Here is a 20,174-nt window from a genome sequence, read left to right as displayed (position 1 = left end):
TTGGATTCTAATGAAATAATCAAACACGTTAGAGAACGAGTATATGTTGAAGTCAAGAAACGATATAAAAAGCCTGATTTAGATACACGTATTCGTGACATTCTCTATGAACAATCAGAAAGCTATGCAAAATTAGTTCGATTTTCTAATGGAAAGCGAATAAAAAAATTAACTGATCCTGTTGAGTTTGAAAAATTTATAGAAAATAAGGGAACTAAAATTGTTGAAGAAGTAATCTTTGCTTTGAATAAAAAGGAGGAAAAAGAAAGTGAAATTTAAATCGCAAGGACAAATGCTAAGTTATGTAAAAGAGAAGGAACAAAAAATAATTAAAGAAATTGACCGAAGAGCAGAAAAAGAAGGAGTTTCAGATAATAATAGATTGCTTGATTATAAGTCTTTAGTGACTTCTATTTTAGATGCAGAAGCTTTTTATGATGAAGATAGACCAGTTGAGGAAAAGAAATTCTCAACATCACAAGAAGTTGATAAGTATTTAGAAACAATATTTAAGGAGCATATGGATTCTGCTTGGAAAGAAATGTTTGGTAAGTAGGTGTTAAGTATGTTTTCGTTTGAGGAAGTGATTTTACAACTTGAAAATAAAATTGCACTAAAAACATTAAAAAACTGGGCGAATAAAATAGAGAGATTAACAGATAAAAAATTTGAAAGGAAATATGCGAAAAATTCTAAAGGTTATACCTATTCGTTTAAAGTTTTCAGTTCTAATGATGTTGAATCCTTTTTTAAATTAATTGATCTAAGAAGTAAAAATATTCCTTTAGATATAGCTATTTCGGATGTTTTTATGTCGGAAGAAGAGAAAAAGAAGAAGGAAACTATTTCAATAACAAAAGCAGAGTTTCGAGAAAATCAAGCAACAGTGAAAGAGCTAATCGATTTAGTAAAGGACGTACTATCAGATAATGCAGAGATAAAAAAACGCTTGAAAGTTTTAGAAATGAAGTAAGGAATGGTAGGAGAGTAGACTAGAAGTTGCTAGGGATTGTTGCGTGCTTTGTAGATAGAATAGGGGCGGCGCCTTAAGGCGCCCGCCCCTATTCTATCGTTAACAAAAGTAGCAACGTATATCCCAAATACTTCTAGTCGTGAGGTGGGCTTGTCCCACCTCGAAAGTTTCTACCCCCCGTTTTATAACATGGGGGTAGAATTTAACATACCATATAAAAAAGTTACTTAAACGCTATGTCCCACAAGGGATTGAGCGATTTTGTTTTTGTCACATTTTTTGACTAAAGTTGTCACATTTTTTTGGAAGTAGGTTTAAAGCAGTGAGAGGTGTTGATTTAAAGCGATATAGAAAAGAGCTAAAATTAAAACAGCAAGAATTGGCAAGTAAATTAGGAATTGAGCGTTCGTTAATTTCAAAAATAGAATCTGGAAAACGTGTTATTTCTAAAGAGTTAGAACAAAAGATTATTGATGTGTTGAACTTAGATGGTGGGCACGCTTCGGTAGAAGCAAAAATTGACTTTTTAAGAATACGATTTAAAACATTAGATGTTCGGACAGTTATTGAGAAGTTGTTGCATATGGATATGAACTGGTTTACTCATGAGCCTAGAGGGTTTTATCATTATACTGAAACATTTTCGTATAGCTCTATTCGGATTTTTCGGAATCCAGAAAACGTGAATATGGGAATTATGTTGGACTTGTCTGGCGAAGGTTGTCGTCAATTAGAAGAAATTTTTGAAGAAGACAACAAGCGATCGTGGACAGAATTTTTTCGCTCACTCTATGATGATGATATTTTCGGGCAAGGTGTTTTAGTTGATACAAAAATAACTCGAATTGATATTGCTCTTGATGAATTGATTGTGAAAGAACAAGAAAATTTTGATTTATATGTTTTGAAAGAAAAAATGGAACAGGGGCTTGTGGATACCACTTTTAAGAATTTTGATTTTAGCGGGGGCTTTGCTTATGAAAATAAAAAAATGGTAAATAAAGGTTTGTCTCTTTATTTTGGTAGTCGTCAATCGCCATTGTATTTTAACTTTTACCAAAAAGATTATGAGTTAGCACGAAAAGAAAGTATAAGTGTTGAGGAAGCAAGAGAAAAACATGAAATTAAAAATCGGTACGAAATTCGCCTTTCTGATGAAAAGGCGTTTTTGTTTGTAGAATATTTTCTTTCTAGTGGTGAAACGTTGGATTGGCTAGTCAAGGAAATTATTAATCAATCTTTGACTGTCTATGACATTGAAGATGATATGAAAGTCTATTGCAAAGCTTGGTATGATGTTGTTGATAAATTGGAAGGTTTAAAATTGTCTGTTCAAGGTGAAAAACCGTCTATTGAGAAAACACTTCGGTGGTTATCAAATTATTTAGCCCCTTCATTAAAGATGATTAAAGAAATTGATCATTTGTTAGGAACAAATGAGCTGATGGAACGTATCGATTTAGCAGAATTAAAAGAGAAACATGAAGAAATAATTGAAATGGTCTGTGTTGATGCGAAAGATTTATTGTTTACCACTAATCAAAATAGCAGTGTTCGATCTTATATGGAACAAGAATTTGATTTGGAGGAAGTATATCCATTTTAAAGATTAAGTGGGATATAGATGTAATTGATTCGTTATTTTAAATAGATATTAGTTTAGTTGAAAGGAATGTATGATTTATGAGTAGAGAATTTATTGAACGCAATACTAAAGTAGCAATTTCTATTACTGAAAAAATGAAAAAAGGTAAAAATGATTTACAAAAAACAAAAGAAAAAATTGTTCAATTAGATGAACAAGGGGAATTGACTATTCCTTATTTAAAGATTACTTTTGAAAAGCTTTCAGAATCAAATGAAGAGCTTTTAAAAGAAATTTCAAGATATGAATATACTTATGTGGTTCATGAAGCAGAAATGGCGGTTAAAGAGAAAGCAATTTGGGAAGAATTTTTCAGTATAAAAAAATTGTATGATAAAGAGCTTTCAGAATTTGCCAATTTTAAAGAGAAGTATAAATATTTTGAGCCTAAAAATAGTGAAGAATTAAAAAAACAAGCTCGAGTGTTGCTAGAAAAGAAAGGGTATATTGTTGATAGTCCATTTGAAGGAGATTTTGAAAGATGGATTGGCGTTTATGCTAGACCTAAAGATAAACCAACTTATTTAGATCCAACTGATGGAGAAGAAGCTGGATTACAAGAATTGTACAGTGTAGATGGATTTAAGCAAGACTTTGCAAAATGGTTTGAGTTTGAAGTTGTGGAAGGGAAATTAAAGGAGGATATTTTGTAGTGAAAAAGATTTGGCAATTGGCATGTTTAGAAAATAATTATGATTCACACTGCTCTTATTTTCGGGATATGGTAAGATATTTTTCCTATACACTGTTAGCACTACTTTTATTCTTTTTAGGTTTGTATTTTAACATAGGTTGGGTAAGTGGTTTCTGTTTTGTAGGTTTGATACTTTTACCATATATGGGCTTTTTATCTCGTGATAATTATAGAGAATTTGCACCGAGGGTATGGAAAATAAGAGATGTTCGAGAGTTAGAAGAATTGTATCCTGTAGTTGTTGATAGAGTAAGGGATAGATTACTTTTTTATGAAAAGAAACTCTATTTAAAGGGAGATAGTTTGAAGCATGCAGATTCAATGAAAGAAGGTTTTGTTCTTTCAGAAATTTCTTTAGAAAATGAGTTGATTTTTAATGCTAGTATAGCAAAGAAAAGTTGTATAGTTGTTGAGGAGTATGTATATGAAAATGTAAATTTTAAAGAAGAATTCCAGAATAAAAAGAATCAAGAAGCTCCTGTATTACGCTATATAGTTTATACAAATAACTTTTTAAGTGAATAACTGTGGAAAGGTGAACCAATGAAGAAGATTCGTGGCTCTCCTATTTTTTTATGCAAAATCTAGGAGAAATGAAATAGAACTACAAAAAATTAATAATGAAAAGAGGAAATATTTTGAAGAAAACAACGATTATTCAAGGATTAGCAACAACAATCATTTTAGCAGGCAAGGCAATGCCAATGATGGTTCAAGGGCAAGAAGGCGGACAAGTTCCTCAAACAGTGAGAGCCGATTTTTTCCAACGTGCAAGTGCAAGCTCTAATTCAATCATTAATGCGCCGAATGCTTCTGTGGTAACGCCAGATGATGAAGCTGGTTCAAAGTATAGTTTTATTGCAAAATTTATTAAAGGTGTCACTACGGTTGAAACAGGTGGTGATGGGTGGACGAATGATGTTTACGTTAATATGCCTCCACAAAAATGGGACGGAAAAATCGGTCTTGATGTAACGAAAACGAAGAAAGGGCAATCGTGGATTCGTTACAACAACGTAGGTACAGCTGATGATGGGACACCAATTGATTTAAAAATTACCATTCAAGATTGGGAACAATATAAAAATGCACAAAATATGGTGTCAAATAATATTGTTGCTTTTAACAATGTATCCGCAATTGCAACCTACCAAGGTGGTTTCTCATGGGTGAAACAAACATGGACGTACCTAGAACATGGCACAGACAAAGAAAAGCCAGTTTCAGGCTACTATTCATGGATTGATATTGATAATTTACAAGGAATGACGATTGACAAAGATTCGTACAAAGCAATCGATAAATTGTACGTACCAACGAAAGATACAATTGTTAAATATAAAGAAGAAAAAGACGGTGGAAAAACTTTTTATGATTCTGACGATATTCCATTAGATGATGGTGACAACCGTGGTGATTTTACGTTCTTGTATTCTAATCGTTCTCGATTTGATTTCACGTACAGTGAAGATTTCGCGACACGTGAAAAGAATTTAGGGTATCCTTTACCGCCAAAAAATAATAACCAGTATAGTTATTTTGGTTATAGTGCTAAAAAACCAGTTCGGACAGCGCCGATGATTCCTACTAAAACAGTGACAGATAGTGATGAAACAAATGTTGATAAAAATACGTTAGAAGGATTAGGCGAAGTATATAGCTATACGATCACACATAAAGTTCCTGATGAAATGAAAGAATTTTATTATAGCAACTATGAAATGCAAGACGAACTGATTCCTGAATTGGAACGTGTGTCTGATGTGAAAGTCACGGACGAAGCAGGAAAGGACGTTACCAATAAATTTGAAGCGAAGCATGAAGGCAATTTAGTACGTATGGTTGCAAAGGCTGACGTATTAAAAACAGCGGATTTCTATAATCACGAATACAAATTCAATTTCCAAACAAAAATTCGTGAAGGTACCAGCTTAGATAAGTACCTTATTGATGGCAAACTACAAATTCCAAATAAAGCAAAAATTATCCAAAACAACAAAGAAGTCCCAACTGATGAAACAACAACCACTGTCACACCAAAAGACCCGTCTATCGCGAAGAAAATCCTTGAAGGCGATAAAGAAGTGGATTTGACCAGTGCCAAAGTGGGCGATGAAGTGACATTCAAATTAGATGTGCAAGTACCAAACACCAAAGATATGACTTCTTTAGTCATTCAAGATGATTTAGAAGATGTTTTAGAAGCGAATAAAGAAGTGAAAGTCACTCTTTCAGATGGGACAGATATTACGGATCAAGGAAAAATTAGTGTTGATGAAAAAACACAAAAAGTTTCTTGGGCTGCCAATGAACCAAACAAATTAAAAGAAAAACAATTGTTTGTGTACATTAAAGGGAAATTGAAAGACGCAGATTTTTCTCAATATGTCGATGATAAAGGGAATATTATGATTCCAAACTTGGCACAATTGGTGATTAATGATGAACCGACAGATTCTAACAAAGTGAATGTTACAACTCCACAAGAAAAACCAAAAGTATTGCCAAATACTAATATGGATTTTGGAACAAGTGCAGGTGTAGCTACAGTGATTGCAATTTCATTAATTGGTGTGGTCGTAGCAGTGAAACGACAAAAAGATAGCAAAGAGGGCTAATTAATGAAAAAATGGATTGAAAAAAACAAATATTTTGTTGGAGCAATTGGAGTTATTCTCATTGCTCTTTTTTCATTCCTTCTTTTTCAAAACCAACAAAAAGAAGAAGTGAAAGAAGCTATAAATACAATGGTATCAAGTGGTTTAGAGGAAGCAGAAAAGCCAAAAAAACATGTAGAGACAAAATCTAGTGAAACTGTTCAAAGTAATCAAGTAGATGTTATTACTGGTACGGAAGTACAAGAAGAAATACCTAATCCAACAGTGATTTCTTTAACCGAAGGCGAACGTCCGTCTGTTAAAACGATTCAAAGTGCCCAAGTAAATTTTAATGAAGTGTCGGATTCTGTTTTGGGGTCTATTGAAATTGATTCTATTCAATTAAAATTACCTATTTTAATGGGTGATAGTTTTGACAATATGCTTTATGGAGCGTGTACTGTTTTATCAAAACAAACGATGGGAAAAGGAAATTATGCTTTAGCTTCTCACAATGCTGGGTATGAAGGATTACTTTTTACCTCGTTAAATAAAGTTTCTGTAGGAGATTTGGTCAAACTTAATGATCGTGAAGGACATTCGTTCATATATAAGGTAAAAGAGCAAAAGCATATTGATATGACTGATACAACTATGTTGAATCTAACAAGAAAGCCAACATTAACTTTAATAACTTGTGACCAAGCCACAAAAACAACAGGAAGAATTATTGTGATTGCGGAATTAGTTTAGAGGAGGGAAAAAGTTGGTTGAAAAAATAAGGGAATTGTCAAAAGAAAAATTTGTCAATCAGTACATGTTTGATTTTAAGTCATTAATTTTCAAATCCAATAATCCTGAAAAAATAACAGCTAAACAAGAAAAACTCTTGGAATGTGAAAAGAAAATCGCTGTATTATTTTATGAAACATATAGACGAATGAAGGGGTATCCGCCTGATGAAAAAGAACTGGGTAGGATTGTTCAAAGAAATTTTCTTGACCGTTTAAAGTTATTTCGAGTGGAATATGATGTGATTAGTGAAGAAAAATTTTGTGGTCTACACGTACAAATGGTCAAACAGCAAATGCCATTAGAAAAGTATCGATCCGATGATTTATCTTATATTTTAGGACGAGAAAAGAAGATAGCTATTAATTATTTTATCGCACATGATGATTTTCCTATGGGTTATGAAGAACTAATGATAAGTCGTTCTAAACAAGCAGTTACCCAAGGCTTGGAAGAGTTAAGGGGAGAATTTATGGGAAGATACCATAAATATTACAGAAAAATGGAAAGGAGTTGTATTTTATGAATCAACATATTATGCCAATTTTTAGAGAGCATAGTAAATTTTACCAAAGGTATTCAAATGTACCAGTTCCTGAAATGCTTCGCTTGCATGGATTCATAGTTGATGAAATGCCAATTGATGAAGCAGATATTGTTTATATGGAAGAATATAAAAATTCTTTACTTAAAATGGGGATTATTATTGATGAAGTACCTTTTAAGAAGGAATTTGTTGCGCAATACGTTTTTCATGGCGGTATAACTAGTTTGATGGCAGAAGGTCAATATTTGAGAAAGCCTAACGGGGATAAAATGTACAATTCGTATTATTTTTATTTGTATAAAGAAGGCTTTCAAACACATAAGGGGCATGTTAGAGAGAGAGTTTATGTTGAAAAGGCGATTAAATCTACTTTTTTAAAAACGTTTGAAAGTTGTTTGGGCTTATTAAGAGTAGGAGGGGAATATGAATTTAAAGAAAATTAAAAAGAAAGAGAAGAAAGAAAAAATACCAAAGGTTAAAACTTTTTCTCAAAAGAAAGCGAATCAGGTTGTGTTAATTGGCGCTAGTGTTTTACTGGTGATGTCAGGAGTTGGTGCGATTCGGGCCAATGTGATGGCAAGTAATGTAGACAATTTGTATTCAAAAGTGGATACGTTAAGCGAACAATCAAAAAAGAATAAAGTTGATAGAGAGGAGCTTGATTATTCAGCCCTCTCTTTTTATACCGAAAATTTTGCGAAAGAGTATTTGAACTATAATTCGAAAGCAAGTGATGAAGCGAAAAAGGCTCGTATTGATCGATTATCTAAATATTTATCACTAGATGTAAAAGATGTTGATGAAACAGAAAATCTACAAGGGAATGTCTTACGTACGTTTAAAAATACGTCTTTATCACGTATAGAGAAAATGGAAGATTGTTATTTGGTTTATCTAAATGTGAGTTATGAATGGGAGAAAGATAAAAAGACCGAAAATGTGACACAGAATATGGTTTTACCAATTCGAGTAAAAGACAATTTGTTTTCAATTGTAGGACGTCCTTATTTTGTAGCAAGTAGTTTACCACAAGGAAAAACAGTACCTCTAAAACAGACAGAAAATTCAATAGATGTTGATGGGAAAGAAAAACAATCTATAGAGAAATTTTTAAAGATGTTTTTTACAAAATATTCAGTTGGGAACAAACAAGAATTAATGCTGTTAATGAAAAATCCAACAACGACAGCAGGTCAAGACTCATTTGTTTCAATAGATTCTGGTGATATGAAATTTTTTGATACAAAGCAGAAAGACGTAACAGGGGTTCAAGTATCGGTTACTTTTTCAGATAAAACAACAAAATTAACGCATACAGAGGATTTTTCGCTTTGGTTATCTAAAACGGAGAATTCTTATTTTGTTAATACGATGAGACATTACTTTACAGAGAAAGAAGGAAATGACTAATGAATACAGGAAATTTGAGTAATTTTTTAAGTACAAGTTTTATTACAATTATGGCGGCTGGTGTAATTATTTTGATTCTAAAACACTGGAAAGGTGCTGAATGGGCAAAAATTGGTTCAGTAATTGTCATTGCCTTAATCTTACAGGATTTTGCGACGAATCAAGGAAAAAATATTTTTGCAGTTGTTAAATGGTTCCTAAGTTTAGTTGGAATTAAGATGTAGGTGAGTATATGAAATATTACGATTATTCGAGGGGCTTAAAAGCCCCTTATTCAATGCAAGTTATTAAGTCGCCTAAGGGTCAAGTGGTCTGGGTATTTGCACAACCTGTTAGCCTATCCTATCTCCTAATTCTATTTTTAGGGATTGTGTTAACTGGTTTGTTTTGGAAAGAAGTACCATTACCACAAATTTTAGGAATTAACTTAAATTTGTTAATCATGGTGTTGGTGCCGAATAAAGTTGCTCGTTGGTATTCCGAAAATGAATTCGAAGGAAAAACAGGCTTTGGTTTTTTAAAAGATGGTTGTGTCTATGTGAAAAATTATGTGTTAGATAGTAGACCAATTGTAGCTTTCGAACGAGTAAAAGAAATAGAAGAGTTTTCGTTTAAACGATAAAAAATAAAAAGGAGTGTGAATATGCAACTAGAATATCCATTAACGAATCATATGAAAGGAAATATTGTTTTAACACAAGAAAAAACAGCGATAGCTTACTATCGTGTTCGCTCTGAAACCGTCATGTTGACTGATGTTGAAAAGAAATTAAAAACGAAAAGAAAAGTTACTCGTGCGTTAAATCGTTTAAAAGCAAATGATGGATTTGAAATTAACCTTTTGCCAGTTAATGCCGACATTCGAGGAAAAATGGGTGCTATGCGTTCTTTAATTGATTCTAATAATTATGAAGTAGGCGTAGATAAATTGATGAAAACGGCAATGGTTTTAGAACAAGAAATGGGCATGGTTTACGAATATACATGGGTAATTGGTGTACCTTTAATCAAAAAAGACTTGGCTGTTGATTTAAAAGAAACCGTTACTAACTCAATTAGTAACGTATCGGAAAAGTTTGTCAAAGGCTTAGGTTTTGATGTAGAACTAGCAGAAGATTGGGAAAAAGATTATCGAGAGCAAGAATTAGAGGTTTACCAAAATCTATCTGAATTGTTAATTGAACGATTAACAGAAGATGAATTGTATTATTACCAAGCGTACCAATTCTTGAAAAATATTCCTCATGAGCGACAAGATGTTCTTTCTAGTCAAAATTTAGATAATTTAATGGCAACAAAAATTAAACCATTATTTGGCGGGGGATTGCATTTGAATTGTGATTATGGCGAAAGCTATATATCCTATCTTCCAATGGGAGATGTAGGTGTTTTTCTTGATGGTAATCATTTTTTAGAGGTCGTTCAAAAAATGCCTTTCCCAGTCGAAGTGAAGATTCAAGCGACTTTTGCAGAAAGTAAAGGGCAATTAGCACTGTCTGGGCGTTCGTCACGTGCAAGAACCCGCACTAAGAATATCATGCAGGAAGCACACTTAGCTGGTTCTAAACAAAAACGAAAGATTGTTGAAGGGCAATTATCACTAGACGATTTAGACCAAAAAATTGATGATGGTGTGGATATTATTGACTGGAAAGCAGTGATTGTTGTTAGTGGTAGCACGAAAAAACAAATGCGTGCAAGAAAAAAATATTTAATCAATCGTTTTGATAGTTTAGATATTCCACTTATTAAAGCAACGTTTGATAATCCTTATTTATTTCAATCCACTTTGTTTGGTAATTTTATCCGCATGCAGACTTCTCGTTGGCAACACACGTCAACGATTGAATCGTTTGCCGAGTTGAATTTCTTTACTTCACTTCATGCAGGTACGAAGTTAGGCTTTTACCTTGGACGAGTGGATACAACTTTGGAAGAAAAAGAAGATAGAAAATCTATTATTTCTAGTTCAAAAAATCTAATTTTTATGAACATGCTATTAGCAAATAAAGAAGGGGTTGATGGAAAGAAAACAAACAATCCACATTGGGCGCTTACAGGTGATACTGGGAATGGAAAATCAGTGACGGCTAAAACCTTATTTATGCAAATGGCACTTTTAAAAGACAGAGTGTTATACATTGATCCAAAAAAAGAAATGCGAAAGCAATTTATGTATACAATCAATGCCCTTGAATATCAAAAGAAATATCCTTTAGATGTTGATTTTGTGAAGTCCTTTAATTTCGTCACTTTAGATGTACGTGATACGAAAAACCATGGCGTACTTGACCCGATTGTTTTATTTGATGAAACAGAAGCGATTGCAACAACTAAAGCAATGTTAACCAATATATACGAAGGAACATGGAATTTAAAGCAAAAAACAGAAATTAATGAAGCGATTGCGAAAGTTGTTTTGGAACGGAAAGAAGGCAAAAAGGTTGGGTTTTGGCATGTAATTGAGCGATTAGTGGAAAGTGAAATTTCTGACGTGAAAGATATGGGTAGATTTATTTTGTCGACTGTTAAAGGTTCAGTTTTAGAATTAGCTTTTTCTCATGGTGATGTTGAGGGTCTATCATTCGATAAGAAAGTAACAATTTTAGAAATTGAGGACTTAGACTTACCAACTGATAAAAATGAAAATTTAGATGAAAATAAACGTCTTTCTGTTACATTGATGTTTGCTTTAGGAACGTTTTGTTCGAAGTTTGGTTCAAGAAATCCAAAAGAAGAAACAGTGACGTTCTTTGATGAATCTTGGATTTTTCAATCTTCGCCAGAAGGTAAAGCGATTTTAAAATCAATGAAACGTATTGGTCGTTCGTTTAATAATTTCTTAGTATTGATTACACAATCAACAAATGATTTGGATGATAGTGAAGATGGTACTGGTTTTGGTACAGTGATTTGTTTTGATGAAGTTCAAAATCGAGAAGGTGTTTTGAAATATCTCAATTTACCAGTGAACGAAATTAACATGAAATGGGTCTCAAATATGGTTCAAGGTCAGTGTTTAATGAAAGATATGTTTGGTCAGACTAATCGAATTGTTGTTCATGTTATTTTTGAAGAATGGTTGGAACTGTTCAAAACCGTTGATGATACAGAAGCTTCTAAAATGGAGAACCGCTTTGTTGCATAGGAAGGAAGTGAGAATATGCAGTATCTAATTGACAGTTATAGTGCGTATACGGTTGATGGTGGTTTGTTGGATAAAGGATGGCAAGTAGTGAATTGGTTCTTTGTAGATATACCATTCTTTATCTTACGAATGTTTGTTTCTTTTTTCCTTTTTTGTGAGAACGTCTTAAACCAATCTAGTTTCTTTGAAGGAAAACAAGAAACAGTATTGAATATGTCAAAAAATGTTCTAAGTGGCATTGGTGGCAAGGGATTTAGAGGTGGTTCTTTACTAGCATTAGCGATTCTTATTAGTGCATATTATCTGCTTTATCATTTCTTTTCCAGTCGTAGAAGCTTTTCAAAAGTATTCCTTCATTATTTAGCAGTTGTTGTTTTGTTTGGTTTTTGGTTTGGCTCTGTATCAACGTCAACGGGCACAACAAGTGGCTCAATGTTCTTGATTCAATCAACTAACGCAATTGCTAAAGGAATACAAAGTACATTTACTTCAAGTGCTAATTTAGGAACAGAAGGATTTAAAGATGGAGAAGTATATCAAAGTCCAATTTTTGATGCCACAGTAAAACAAACATTTAATTTTGTGAATAGTGGTTCGCTAGATGGAAAAATGGAGAATGGTAAGAAATTAGATGAAGGTAAACTACTAGAAAAGCCTAAATTGTCTAAAAAAGAAAAAGCAAAGTTTGAGGATGAAAGAAGTACCTATATAAAAAATAATGAGAAAGATAATCCATACTTCTCACAGGACGGAGCAAAAACAATGGAAAAAGCTTTTGGCGTTGGTGTGGGTTTAGTCAATTTAGCAGTCTTAGCAGTGCCTGTCACGTATATTAATATTATGCTAAATGTAATTCAAATCATTGTTGATTTACTTATTCTTGTTTTTCCGATTATTGCGTTGGTGTCTTTCTTCCCTCGGTGTCAAATGATGATGTTTAAATTTTTTAAATCATTAATTGGCATTTTATTTTTACCTGTAGTTTTCGGTATATTTTTGTCTGTGTTATTTTGGATCAATAAGTTAATTGACCAAGCGTTTTTAGGATTGATGGATAAAGTAAGTAGTAGTTTATTAATGGTGATGTCTGGTGGTGTTTTTCTTTTAGGCACATTAATTGTTACTGCATTGGTAAAAATTATTTTGTATCGGAAAATTTGGAAAAGCAGATATAAAATATTATCATTCTTTTCTGATGGTCAAGTTCAACAACCTTCTTTTGAATCAAAAATGAATGAAAAAACAAAAGAAACGGTTGAGCGTACAGGTGAAATTGGTGTTGGAGCAGTAAAAGCAGGAATAGGTGCTTCCACTGGAAATTTAGCGTTGGCTGCTGATGGTGCTAGTCATTTAATGCCAAAGCATGACAAGGCATTGAACTTAGCTCAAGACCATTTTATTGACGATAATGGGCAATTTGCTGGTGTTAAAACAGGATTGAATTCATTGTTGAATCGTTATACTCAAGAAGAACAACAACCATTAAAAGATGATTTATTGACCGAAGAAGAAATTGTGGAAGTAGAAGAGCCAACTAATGTTGATAACGAGGAATTAGAAGAAATAGAAGATAAAGCTTTAACTGATGAAGTGGATAATTTTGAAGATTTAACAGATGATGAAGCGGATAATTCTTTAGAAGAAATTGATGTTCCGGTCTTAGATGAAACTGTATCTGATTTTGATACTTCTTTAGCTGATGAAAGTAATATTGAGTTAGAGCCAATTATTGAAAATGAACTTGATAGTTTAGATTCAAGTGTAGAATCAAGTGAAAATGATAGAGAGGTATTAAATCAAGAACTTGATAAGCAAGAAATAGCAGACAATTTGAATGTTAGGGTCGATAATTTCGATGAGCTGGCATTTGCTCGTGAAGAACGTGCATTTTTTGATGGTGGAGAGGATAGCGAATTAATCACAAACAACAATGATTCATTAAATAACGTTTATTCATTTTACCAAACAGAAGAAAACTTCAATAATTTAGAACAAACAGAGGAACAATTTTTTGGAAGTGTGGACACGGAAGAATATAATGTTGAGGTTGTAGAGGGCTGATGAAATGTTTATCAGTCTTCTTTTTTATTGAAAGGAGAGACCATGAAGAAATCAAATAAGGTTTTAATTGCTAGTTGCTTTGTCTTTATTCTTCCTTTTTTATTATTTTTAGGTGTATTTTCTTCTAGTGAAAGCGGAGATTCTTCCCAGTTTCAGCCTGCTACACCACAGGAAAAAGTAGCATTAGAAGTTTCTAACTACGTGACGTCACACGGTGGAACGTTGCAGTTTGCTTCCGCTTGGATTGGCAATATGGAACATGAAAGTGGATTAAATCCTGCTAGAATTCAAAGTGATTTGGCTTTTAATCCTTCTATTGCTTATAACGCTAGTTTAGGCGGTTATGGAATTGGATTAGGACAATGGGATTCAGGACGAAGAGTTAATTTATTAAATTTTGCAAAAAGTCAAAAAAAGGAATGGGAATCAGTAGCTTTACAAATGGATTTTGCGTGGAATAAGGATGGTTCTGATAGTGATTTACTTAAAAGAATGTCTAAATCAAAAGATGTAAATACACTTGCGGTTGATATTTTGAAGCTGTGGGAGCGAGCTGGAACAAAAGATGATCCCGCAGAACAAGTAAAAAGAAAGGCTAGTGCTAATAATTGGTATAAACGACTTTCTACAGGTTCCATGGGCGGAGGTTCAGCCAATGTTGGTGGAGGAAAAATTGATGCCTTGGAAAAAGTGATGGGGCAAACTATTAATGGTGGTCAATGTTATGGCTTATCTGCTTTTTTTGTTGAAAAACAAGGAGGTCTACAAATGATGGGTACGGGTCATATGTTTGCGAGTGAAATTGGTAATGATTATCCTTGGAGTTCAATTGGTTGGACAGTCATAAAGAATCCAAATTATTCAGATATTAAAGCAGGAGATGTCATTAATTTTGGTCAAGGTGGTGTGGCTACTAGTATTTATGGGCATACTGGTGTAGTGGCAAGTGTTGAAGGTAAAAACAAGTTTACTACTTATGAGCAAAACGCTGAACAAGGTCAAATTGTTGCTAAGTATTCTCGGACTTGGGGATTAGATTTTCCACATGTGACCAGCATAGTAAGGAAATAGGAGGAATTATGAATGACTTTGAGTAAGAAAAGTGGTTTAACTAATCGTCAGATAAAAGAAATCTGTTCGAAATTTAACTGTAGAAAAAATGAATTTGCAGTTCAAAAGTACCAAGATAGTTTTTTATTAGCTGTGAATAATAAAGAGTATCGTGTTAAATTTTCTGAGGGGATTTTTTCAAAGATTATGTATATTAAAGAAGTGCAACGCATTTCAAAGAAAGTAGGTAGAAAATGAAAAAGTTAAGTTTAGTAGTTTTAGTATTAGGTGTTGGATTAATATTTTCTGCTTGTGGAGGAAACACCAAAGGTCATGAAACGGCGGCTTCGTCAACAACTGAATTGGTGACTATGAAACCAGTTGATAATATAAATACTACGAAAAGAAGTGAAGTAACTGAAAAAAGTAGTACCAAGTCTATACAGAGTAAGGATAAATCAACGGAAGAAAAGGTATCTAACACTTACCAGTTGGTAGAGGACTTTGGAAATGCTTATGCTAATTTTTCTAGTATCAATGATCGTAACGAAAATTTGAAGAAATTAATGACTGCTGAATGTATAAAGAAAAATGGTATTGATGTGAAAACTGGTGCAAAATTGGAAAGTAAAGGTGAAGTAAGTTCAATATATCAAAATGATAAAAAGGAATACGCAGTCTTGCTTGATTGTGAACAAAACGGAACAAAAACAAGGGTACTTTTACTGGCAAAAGTGAAAGGGAATAAGATAGCAGAAATTACCTATAACTCAGTGAAACAAGAGTATTAATCTTGGAATACAATTTTTTGCTTTATTTAATAGTATTACGTTTATATAAGTTAGGAGATGATAAAATGAAAAAGGCAGCTTCAATTGTGTTGATGGTTGTTGCAATTTTTATGATATCTGCCTGTGGTTCTAAATTAGATAAAACAGGTGAAGAATTTAAAGACTCTATAATTAAAGATTCTGCATATGGTGATGAGTATTCAGAAGATAGTTTTAGTTTTTTGATGTATAAAGATAAAGACACTAATCGTTATTTGGCTGATATTTGGGTTCCTGTTAAAGATGAGCCTAGTGCATTGGAGTATTTTTATTATTATGATGAAGATAAGCAGTTAGATAGTACAAAAAGCAAAGCAACTTTTGATGATATGAAAGCTAGTGGTAACTATGAAGTTATCTACAAGTCGGGTAAATTTAAATAGAAATTCAATTTTAATGAACATTTGACATAGGGTAGTGCTAATTAAGTACTGCTTTTTTTTATGTAATTAAATAGAAGGAGATGGTATTATTAATGTTAAGTACTGTGACAAAAAAAGACATTATTAGCCTTGGATTTTCTCCATACCAATCACAACGTGTTATTCGTGAAGCCAAAGCTTTACTAGTAGAAAGAGGTTGCCACTTCTATAGTGGTAAGAAAATCTCTTGTGTTCCTGTGAGTGTAGTTGAAGAAATTTTAGGAATAGAGGTTAATAAAGGTGGCAAAGACATCAAATGTTTATAAAGACAAAAAGACAGGTAAGTATTATTTTGTTGCAAGTTTGGGTTTTGATTTAAAAGGGAAAAGAATACAAAAATTTAAGCGTGGATTTAAGACAGCAAAGGAGGCAAAAAAAGCTTATAATCAGTTTATGATTGATTATCAAGAAAAACGTGAAAAGATTACATTTGGTAATTTTTACGAAGAATATTATAAATGCTGGTACAAAAATCATGTTAAGGAAGGTACTTTTAAGACCAATACAGGTATAATTGAAAATCATTTATCTATCTTTAATGAGGTACAGATAAATGCTATTGAAACGGTTGATTTACAAAAATTGATTAATTATTTATCTGGTGAGTATAAAACTAAAACAGGTGAAAGTTTATCTCCAGAGTATATTAATTTAATCATTTGTAATATTCAATCCGTATTCGAGCGAGCTTTTATTTTTGGATTTATTGATGAAGATATATCAAAAAAAGTAAGTAGAGTTCGAGTTGAAGAGAAAGAAGTTAACATTTGGACTATAGATGATATGCAAAAAGTAATGCTGCTTAGTGATGAAAGCGATAGTTTATTGTTCTTTAAAAAAATGTTTTTTAGATTTTTATTCATGACAGGTCTTCGGCTAGGTGAAGCCTTAGCTTTGAATTGGGAAGATGTTGATTTTGACAGTAAAGTTGTTTATATTAATAAGACGATGCTTGTTAAAAATAAAAGAGAGTTTAGAACTACAACGCCAAAAACAAAAAGTAGTATTAGAACGGTATCTCTTGACGATGAAACGCTACGGCTTTTTGAAATATGGAGAGAACAGCAATCTCCTTTAAAAATAAACCTTATATTTTCTATAGATGGTGGAACATTGGCTAAGTCTACAACGCATGGCTGGCTTAAAAAACTTTGTGACTTAGCAGATGTGCCAGTGATTAAAATACACGCTTTAAGACATTCTCATGCTTCTATGTTAATTGCCCTTAAGGAAGATTCACTGGTTATTAAGGAAAGATTGGGTCATAGTCGTATAACAACCACTTTAGAAAAATATGGGCACCTTTATAATGGAAGAATGAATGATGTTTCTAAGAAATTAACTGATTTAAAAATTTAGAATAGTAATTGTTAGCTTTATTGTTAGCAAATATAATGAAAACTAATTGTAAGCTTTGTTTTAAAGCGATTTAGAAAGGGATTAATAGAAAGTGAAATATACAGAAATTATGGTTCGCTATGGCGAATTATCAACTAAAGGAAAAAATCGTAAAACGTTTATCATGCAGTTAGCACAAAATGTGAAACGTGCGTTAGCTGATTTTCCAGCATTGAAAATCCATGCAGATCGAGACAGAATGCATATTTTATTAAATGGGGAAGATAGTGAAGAAGTGATTCCGAAACTAAGTAAAGTGTTTGGGATTCAAAATTTTTCGCCAAGTATTCGTATTGAAAAAGAAATGCCAGCGATTCGTGCAATGGTTCAAGAGGTTGTTCGGGAAGTTTATACGCCAGGTAAGACGTTCAAAATTACTGCTAAACGCTCGGACCATTCATTTGAACTTGATTCAAATGGCTTGAATCAAGAATTAGGTGGGGCTGTTATTGAAGCCATTCCGGAAATTCGAGTACAAATGAAAAAGCCTGATATTAACTTAAGAATTGAAATTCGTAAAGACGCGGCGTATTTATCTTATGAAACGATTCGCGGTGCGGGTGGATTGCCAGTGGGCACCAGTGGTCGTGGTATGTTGATGTTGTCAGGAGGCATTGATTCACCAGTTGCTGGTTATTTAGCTATGAAACGTGGCGTGGAAGTGGAAGCTGTCCATTTTGCTAGTCCGCCTTATACAAGTGAACAAGCGTTACAAAAGGCTAAAGATTTAGCTGAAAAATTAGTCCCTTATGTAGGAACTATTCAATTTATTGAAGTGCCCTTTACAGAAATTCAAGAAGAAATAAAACGAGTTGTTCCCCAAGGCTACTTAATGACCATTACACGACGTTTAATGTTACGCTTAACAGATGCAATTCGTGAAATGCGGAAAGGTTTAGTCATTATTAATGGTGAATCGTTAGGACAAGTGGCTTCGCAAACACTTCAAAGTATGGTAGCAATTAATGAGGTTACCTCAACACCGATAATTCGACCTGTTGTTTCAATGGATAAGACAGAAATTATCGAAATTGCCGAAAAAATTGACACGTTTGAATTAGCCATCCAACCCTTCGAAGATTGTTGTACAATTTTTGCGCCACCGCAACCGAAAACACGACCTCGCTTGGATAAAGCGCAAGATTATGAAGCGCGCTTAGACTTGGAAGGTTTAATGGCTCGGGCCTTAGAAGGACTCAAAATTACAGAGATTTCAGCAGAAACAGCGAAAGATAAACAAGAAGACGAATTTGCAGATTTCCTATAAGAAATAAATACAGTGACGGTCGCTTAGACGTCACTGTATTTATTTTGTACTTATTTCACAAACAAGTTGCTCGGAGAGGGGAACCGTGATAAACTGAATATGTGAAGTAGGTAACAAGGAGGACAGAGGATGGAGAAAAAAATGCCTAAAGCAACGGCAAAACGTTTGCCGGTTTATTTACGTTATTTAAAAATGTTAGGGGATTCTGGTGTTAAACGCATTAAATCACGAGAGTTTAGTGAAATGATCCAGATTCCTTCTGCAACGATTCGGCGTGATTTTTCCCACGTTGGTGAACTGGGCCGAAGCGGTTATGGTTACGATGTGCCGTATTTAATTGAGGTATTTAGTAATATTTTAAATACGCAAGAAGAAAAAAGAATTGCTCTGATTGGTTGTGGCAATTTAGGCAAGGCATTATTAAAAAATAATTTTAGACGCAACGAGAATTTGAATATTGTCTGTGCTTTTGATAATGATTCGGCTTTAGTTGGCACCACGATTAATGGATTATTAGTTCATGATATGTCTGAGTTAGAAGCATTCGTTCGACAAGAAGGGGTCACGGTAGCCATTTCTACAGTACCAAGTCACCATGCCCAAAAAGCTATCGACAAAATTGTACAAGCGGGTGTGACTGCGATTTTAAATTTTGCGCCAGACCGTGTCAGTGTGCCAGCCAACGTTAGTGTGCAGTATATTGATTTAACAACGGAACTGCAAACACTGATTTATTTTAATGAAACTTTTTCACTAGCAAATAGCCCAAAGCAATAAAATTGTCTTCATAAAAATCCTCTACTATACTTATTATTGAAAGTGGAAAAGGAGGATTTCAGAATGAATGTTACAAGAAAAGGGCACGTATTAGAATTGACAGGTGAGCAGCCTAAAGTTGGCACAAAAGCCCCCGTCTTTTCTTTGAAAAATTTAAACAACCAAGAAATCAACTTGGCAGATTATAAAGGTAAAACGGTTTTAATTAGTGTGGTTCCTGATATCGACACACGTGTTTGTTCACTGCAAACGAAACGTTTCAATCAAGAAGCGGCGAAATTAGACGGTGTTCAGATTATCACGATTTCCAATAACACAGTTGAAGAACAAGCAAATTGGTGTGCCGCTGAGGGTGTCGAAATGGAAATGCTTCATGATACTGAAGACTCATTTGGTGCAGCTTATGGTTTGTATATTCCAGAAATGGGCCGTTTAGCACGTGCTATTTTTGTGATTGACCCAGAAGGAACGTTAGTTTATGAAGAAATCGTCTCAGAAGTTTCGTCGGAACCCGATTATCAACAAGCGTTAGAAGCTGCAAAAAAAGTGTAATCCCTCTAGAT

24 protein-coding genes are annotated in these 20,174 nt (G+C 33.5%); all 24 read left to right on the top strand.

The genetic code is table 11. The annotated features are described in order from the left end of the window. Positions 1-279: a hypothetical protein gene (locus tag IGM09_RS11215; RefSeq protein ID WP_002371427.1), complete on the top strand. Its 279-nt coding sequence runs from the start codon at positions 1-3 to the stop codon at positions 277-279. After that, entirely contained in the window at positions 269-556 is a 288-nt protein-coding gene (locus IGM09_RS11210) for a hypothetical protein (protein WP_010827768.1), read from the top strand. The genes IGM09_RS11215 and IGM09_RS11210 overlap by 11 nt, the downstream gene beginning before the upstream one ends. Before the next feature lie 9 nt (positions 557-565). Next, entirely contained in the window at positions 566-973 is a 408-nt protein-coding gene (locus IGM09_RS11205) for a hypothetical protein (protein ID WP_002410060.1), read from the top strand. A 322-nt stretch (positions 974-1,295) separates the two neighbouring features. Next, positions 1,296-2,579, top strand: coding sequence for a replication initiation factor domain-containing protein (locus tag IGM09_RS11200; RefSeq protein WP_002365210.1), 1,284 nt, complete (start codon positions 1,296-1,298; stop codon positions 2,577-2,579). 77 nt (positions 2,580-2,656) lie between these two features. After that, complete coding sequence (locus IGM09_RS11195; protein WP_087548514.1) at positions 2,657-3,271, top strand: Phi-29-like late activator; 615 nt, start codon at positions 2,657-2,659, stop codon at positions 3,269-3,271. Beyond that, positions 3,271-3,837 carry a hypothetical protein gene (locus IGM09_RS11190; RefSeq protein ID WP_002365208.1) on the top strand — a complete coding sequence of 189 codons (567 nt, stop codon included), beginning with the start codon at positions 3,271-3,273 and terminating at the stop codon, positions 3,835-3,837. Before IGM09_RS11195 ends, IGM09_RS11190 begins: the two co-directional genes overlap by 1 nt. A 95-nt stretch (positions 3,838-3,932) precedes the next feature. Beyond that, a complete protein-coding gene (locus IGM09_RS11185; RefSeq protein ID WP_162782961.1) occupies positions 3,933-5,930 on the top strand; it encodes an isopeptide-forming domain-containing fimbrial protein in 1,998 nt (665 codons plus the stop codon). Between the two features lie 3 nt (positions 5,931-5,933). Next, on the top strand, positions 5,934-6,662 hold the full coding sequence (locus IGM09_RS11180; protein ID WP_113826075.1) for a class A sortase: 729 nt from the start codon (positions 5,934-5,936) through the stop codon (positions 6,660-6,662). Between the two features lie 13 nt (positions 6,663-6,675). Then, positions 6,676-7,227, top strand: coding sequence for a hypothetical protein (locus IGM09_RS11175; RefSeq protein WP_002365205.1), 552 nt, complete (start codon positions 6,676-6,678; stop codon positions 7,225-7,227). Then, the gene (locus IGM09_RS11170; RefSeq protein ID WP_002365204.1) at positions 7,224-7,691 is read left to right on the top strand and encodes a hypothetical protein; all 468 of its coding nucleotides are present in this window, start codon (positions 7,224-7,226) and stop codon (positions 7,689-7,691) included. Before IGM09_RS11175 ends, IGM09_RS11170 begins: the two co-directional genes overlap by 4 nt. Beyond that, complete coding sequence (locus IGM09_RS11165) at positions 7,672-8,658, top strand: conjugal transfer protein (RefSeq protein ID WP_002365202.1); 987 nt, start codon at positions 7,672-7,674, stop codon at positions 8,656-8,658. Before IGM09_RS11170 ends, IGM09_RS11165 begins: the two co-directional genes overlap by 20 nt. After that, complete coding sequence (locus IGM09_RS11160; RefSeq protein ID WP_002365201.1) at positions 8,658-8,882, top strand: hypothetical protein; 225 nt, start codon at positions 8,658-8,660, stop codon at positions 8,880-8,882. The genes IGM09_RS11165 and IGM09_RS11160 overlap by 1 nt, the downstream gene beginning before the upstream one ends. 8 nt (positions 8,883-8,890) lie before the next feature. Further along, a complete protein-coding gene (locus IGM09_RS11155; RefSeq protein ID WP_002365199.1) occupies positions 8,891-9,280 on the top strand; it encodes a conjugal transfer protein in 390 nt (129 codons plus the stop codon). Positions 9,281-9,301: 21 nt separating this feature from the next. Next, positions 9,302-11,806, top strand: coding sequence for an ATP-binding protein (locus IGM09_RS11150; protein ID WP_002365198.1), 2,505 nt, complete (start codon positions 9,302-9,304; stop codon positions 11,804-11,806). Positions 11,807-11,821: 15 nt separating this feature from the next. Further along, positions 11,822-13,867 (top strand): hypothetical protein, encoded by a 2,046-nt coding sequence (locus tag IGM09_RS11145; RefSeq protein WP_002365197.1) that lies wholly within the window; start codon positions 11,822-11,824, stop codon positions 13,865-13,867. Between the two features lie 42 nt (positions 13,868-13,909). Continuing rightward, positions 13,910-14,938: a phage tail tip lysozyme gene (locus tag IGM09_RS11140; protein WP_002399129.1), complete on the top strand. Its 1,029-nt coding sequence runs from the start codon at positions 13,910-13,912 to the stop codon at positions 14,936-14,938. A gap of 12 nt (positions 14,939-14,950) precedes the next feature. After that, the gene (locus IGM09_RS11135) at positions 14,951-15,175 is read left to right on the top strand and encodes a hypothetical protein (protein ID WP_002365195.1); all 225 of its coding nucleotides are present in this window, start codon (positions 14,951-14,953) and stop codon (positions 15,173-15,175) included. Next, entirely contained in the window at positions 15,172-15,708 is a 537-nt protein-coding gene (locus IGM09_RS11130; protein ID WP_002365194.1) for an EF0163 family protein, read from the top strand. Before IGM09_RS11135 ends, IGM09_RS11130 begins: the two co-directional genes overlap by 4 nt. A gap of 65 nt (positions 15,709-15,773) precedes the next feature. Further along, a complete protein-coding gene (locus IGM09_RS11125) occupies positions 15,774-16,130 on the top strand; it encodes an LptM family lipoprotein (RefSeq protein WP_002399130.1) in 357 nt (118 codons plus the stop codon). Positions 16,131-16,222: 92 nt separating this feature from the next. Further along, positions 16,223-16,435, top strand: coding sequence for a DUF3173 domain-containing protein (locus tag IGM09_RS11120; protein ID WP_002399131.1), 213 nt, complete (start codon positions 16,223-16,225; stop codon positions 16,433-16,435). Next, positions 16,410-17,528, top strand: a complete 1,119-nt coding sequence (locus IGM09_RS11115) for a site-specific integrase (RefSeq protein ID WP_002365190.1) — start codon at positions 16,410-16,412, stop codon at positions 17,526-17,528. Before IGM09_RS11120 ends, IGM09_RS11115 begins: the two co-directional genes overlap by 26 nt. A 91-nt stretch (positions 17,529-17,619) precedes the next feature. Then, on the top strand, positions 17,620-18,834 hold the full coding sequence (thiI, locus tag IGM09_RS11110; RefSeq protein WP_010707108.1) for a tRNA uracil 4-sulfurtransferase ThiI: 1,215 nt from the start codon (positions 17,620-17,622) through the stop codon (positions 18,832-18,834). A gap of 129 nt (positions 18,835-18,963) precedes the next feature. Beyond that, positions 18,964-19,611 (top strand): redox-sensing transcriptional repressor Rex, encoded by a 648-nt coding sequence (locus tag IGM09_RS11105; protein ID WP_002365189.1) that lies wholly within the window; start codon positions 18,964-18,966, stop codon positions 19,609-19,611. Between the two features lie 63 nt (positions 19,612-19,674). After that, complete coding sequence (gene tpx / locus IGM09_RS11100) at positions 19,675-20,163, top strand: thiol peroxidase (RefSeq protein WP_002355111.1); 489 nt, start codon at positions 19,675-19,677, stop codon at positions 20,161-20,163. Positions 20,164-20,174: the final 11 nt, after the last annotated feature.

Source organism: Enterococcus sp. DIV0167 (genome assembly GCF_050541555.1).
In the GTDB taxonomy this organism is placed as follows: Bacteria; Bacillota; Bacilli; order Lactobacillales; family Enterococcaceae; genus Enterococcus; species Enterococcus faecalis.
The sequence above is the reverse complement of the archived record's forward strand: the minus strand, read 5'-3'. Positions and strand labels throughout refer to the sequence as shown.

Excerpts from the sequence above, each read along its gene's own strand:
- IGM09_RS11205 (WP_002410060.1), top strand. The coding sequence starts at position 566 with ATGTTTTCGTTTGAGGAAGTGATTTTACAACTTGAAAATAAAATTGCA.
- IGM09_RS11195 (WP_087548514.1), top strand. The coding sequence starts at position 2,657 with ATGAGTAGAGAATTTATTGAACGCAATACTAAAGTAGCAATTTCTATT.
- IGM09_RS11185 (WP_162782961.1), top strand. The coding sequence starts at position 3,933 with ATGAAAAGAGGAAATATTTTGAAGAAAACAACGATTATTCAAGGATTA.
- IGM09_RS11180 (WP_113826075.1), top strand. The coding sequence starts at position 5,934 with ATGAAAAAATGGATTGAAAAAAACAAATATTTTGTTGGAGCAATTGGA.
- IGM09_RS11170 (WP_002365204.1), top strand. The coding sequence starts at position 7,224 with ATGAATCAACATATTATGCCAATTTTTAGAGAGCATAGTAAATTTTAC.
- IGM09_RS11165 (WP_002365202.1), top strand. The coding sequence starts at position 7,672 with ATGAATTTAAAGAAAATTAAAAAGAAAGAGAAGAAAGAAAAAATACCA.
- IGM09_RS11160 (WP_002365201.1), top strand. The coding sequence starts at position 8,658 with ATGAATACAGGAAATTTGAGTAATTTTTTAAGTACAAGTTTTATTACA.
- IGM09_RS11155 (WP_002365199.1), top strand. The coding sequence starts at position 8,891 with ATGAAATATTACGATTATTCGAGGGGCTTAAAAGCCCCTTATTCAATG.
- IGM09_RS11150 (WP_002365198.1), top strand. The coding sequence starts at position 9,302 with ATGCAACTAGAATATCCATTAACGAATCATATGAAAGGAAATATTGTT.
- IGM09_RS11145 (WP_002365197.1), top strand. The coding sequence starts at position 11,822 with ATGCAGTATCTAATTGACAGTTATAGTGCGTATACGGTTGATGGTGGT.
- IGM09_RS11140 (WP_002399129.1), top strand. The coding sequence starts at position 13,910 with ATGAAGAAATCAAATAAGGTTTTAATTGCTAGTTGCTTTGTCTTTATT.
- IGM09_RS11135 (WP_002365195.1), top strand. The coding sequence starts at position 14,951 with ATGACTTTGAGTAAGAAAAGTGGTTTAACTAATCGTCAGATAAAAGAA.
- IGM09_RS11130 (WP_002365194.1), top strand. The coding sequence starts at position 15,172 with ATGAAAAAGTTAAGTTTAGTAGTTTTAGTATTAGGTGTTGGATTAATA.
- IGM09_RS11125 (WP_002399130.1), top strand. The coding sequence starts at position 15,774 with ATGAAAAAGGCAGCTTCAATTGTGTTGATGGTTGTTGCAATTTTTATG.
- IGM09_RS11120 (WP_002399131.1), top strand. The coding sequence starts at position 16,223 with ATGTTAAGTACTGTGACAAAAAAAGACATTATTAGCCTTGGATTTTCT.
- IGM09_RS11105 (WP_002365189.1), top strand. The coding sequence starts at position 18,964 with ATGGAGAAAAAAATGCCTAAAGCAACGGCAAAACGTTTGCCGGTTTAT.
- tpx (WP_002355111.1), top strand. The coding sequence starts at position 19,675 with ATGAATGTTACAAGAAAAGGGCACGTATTAGAATTGACAGGTGAGCAG.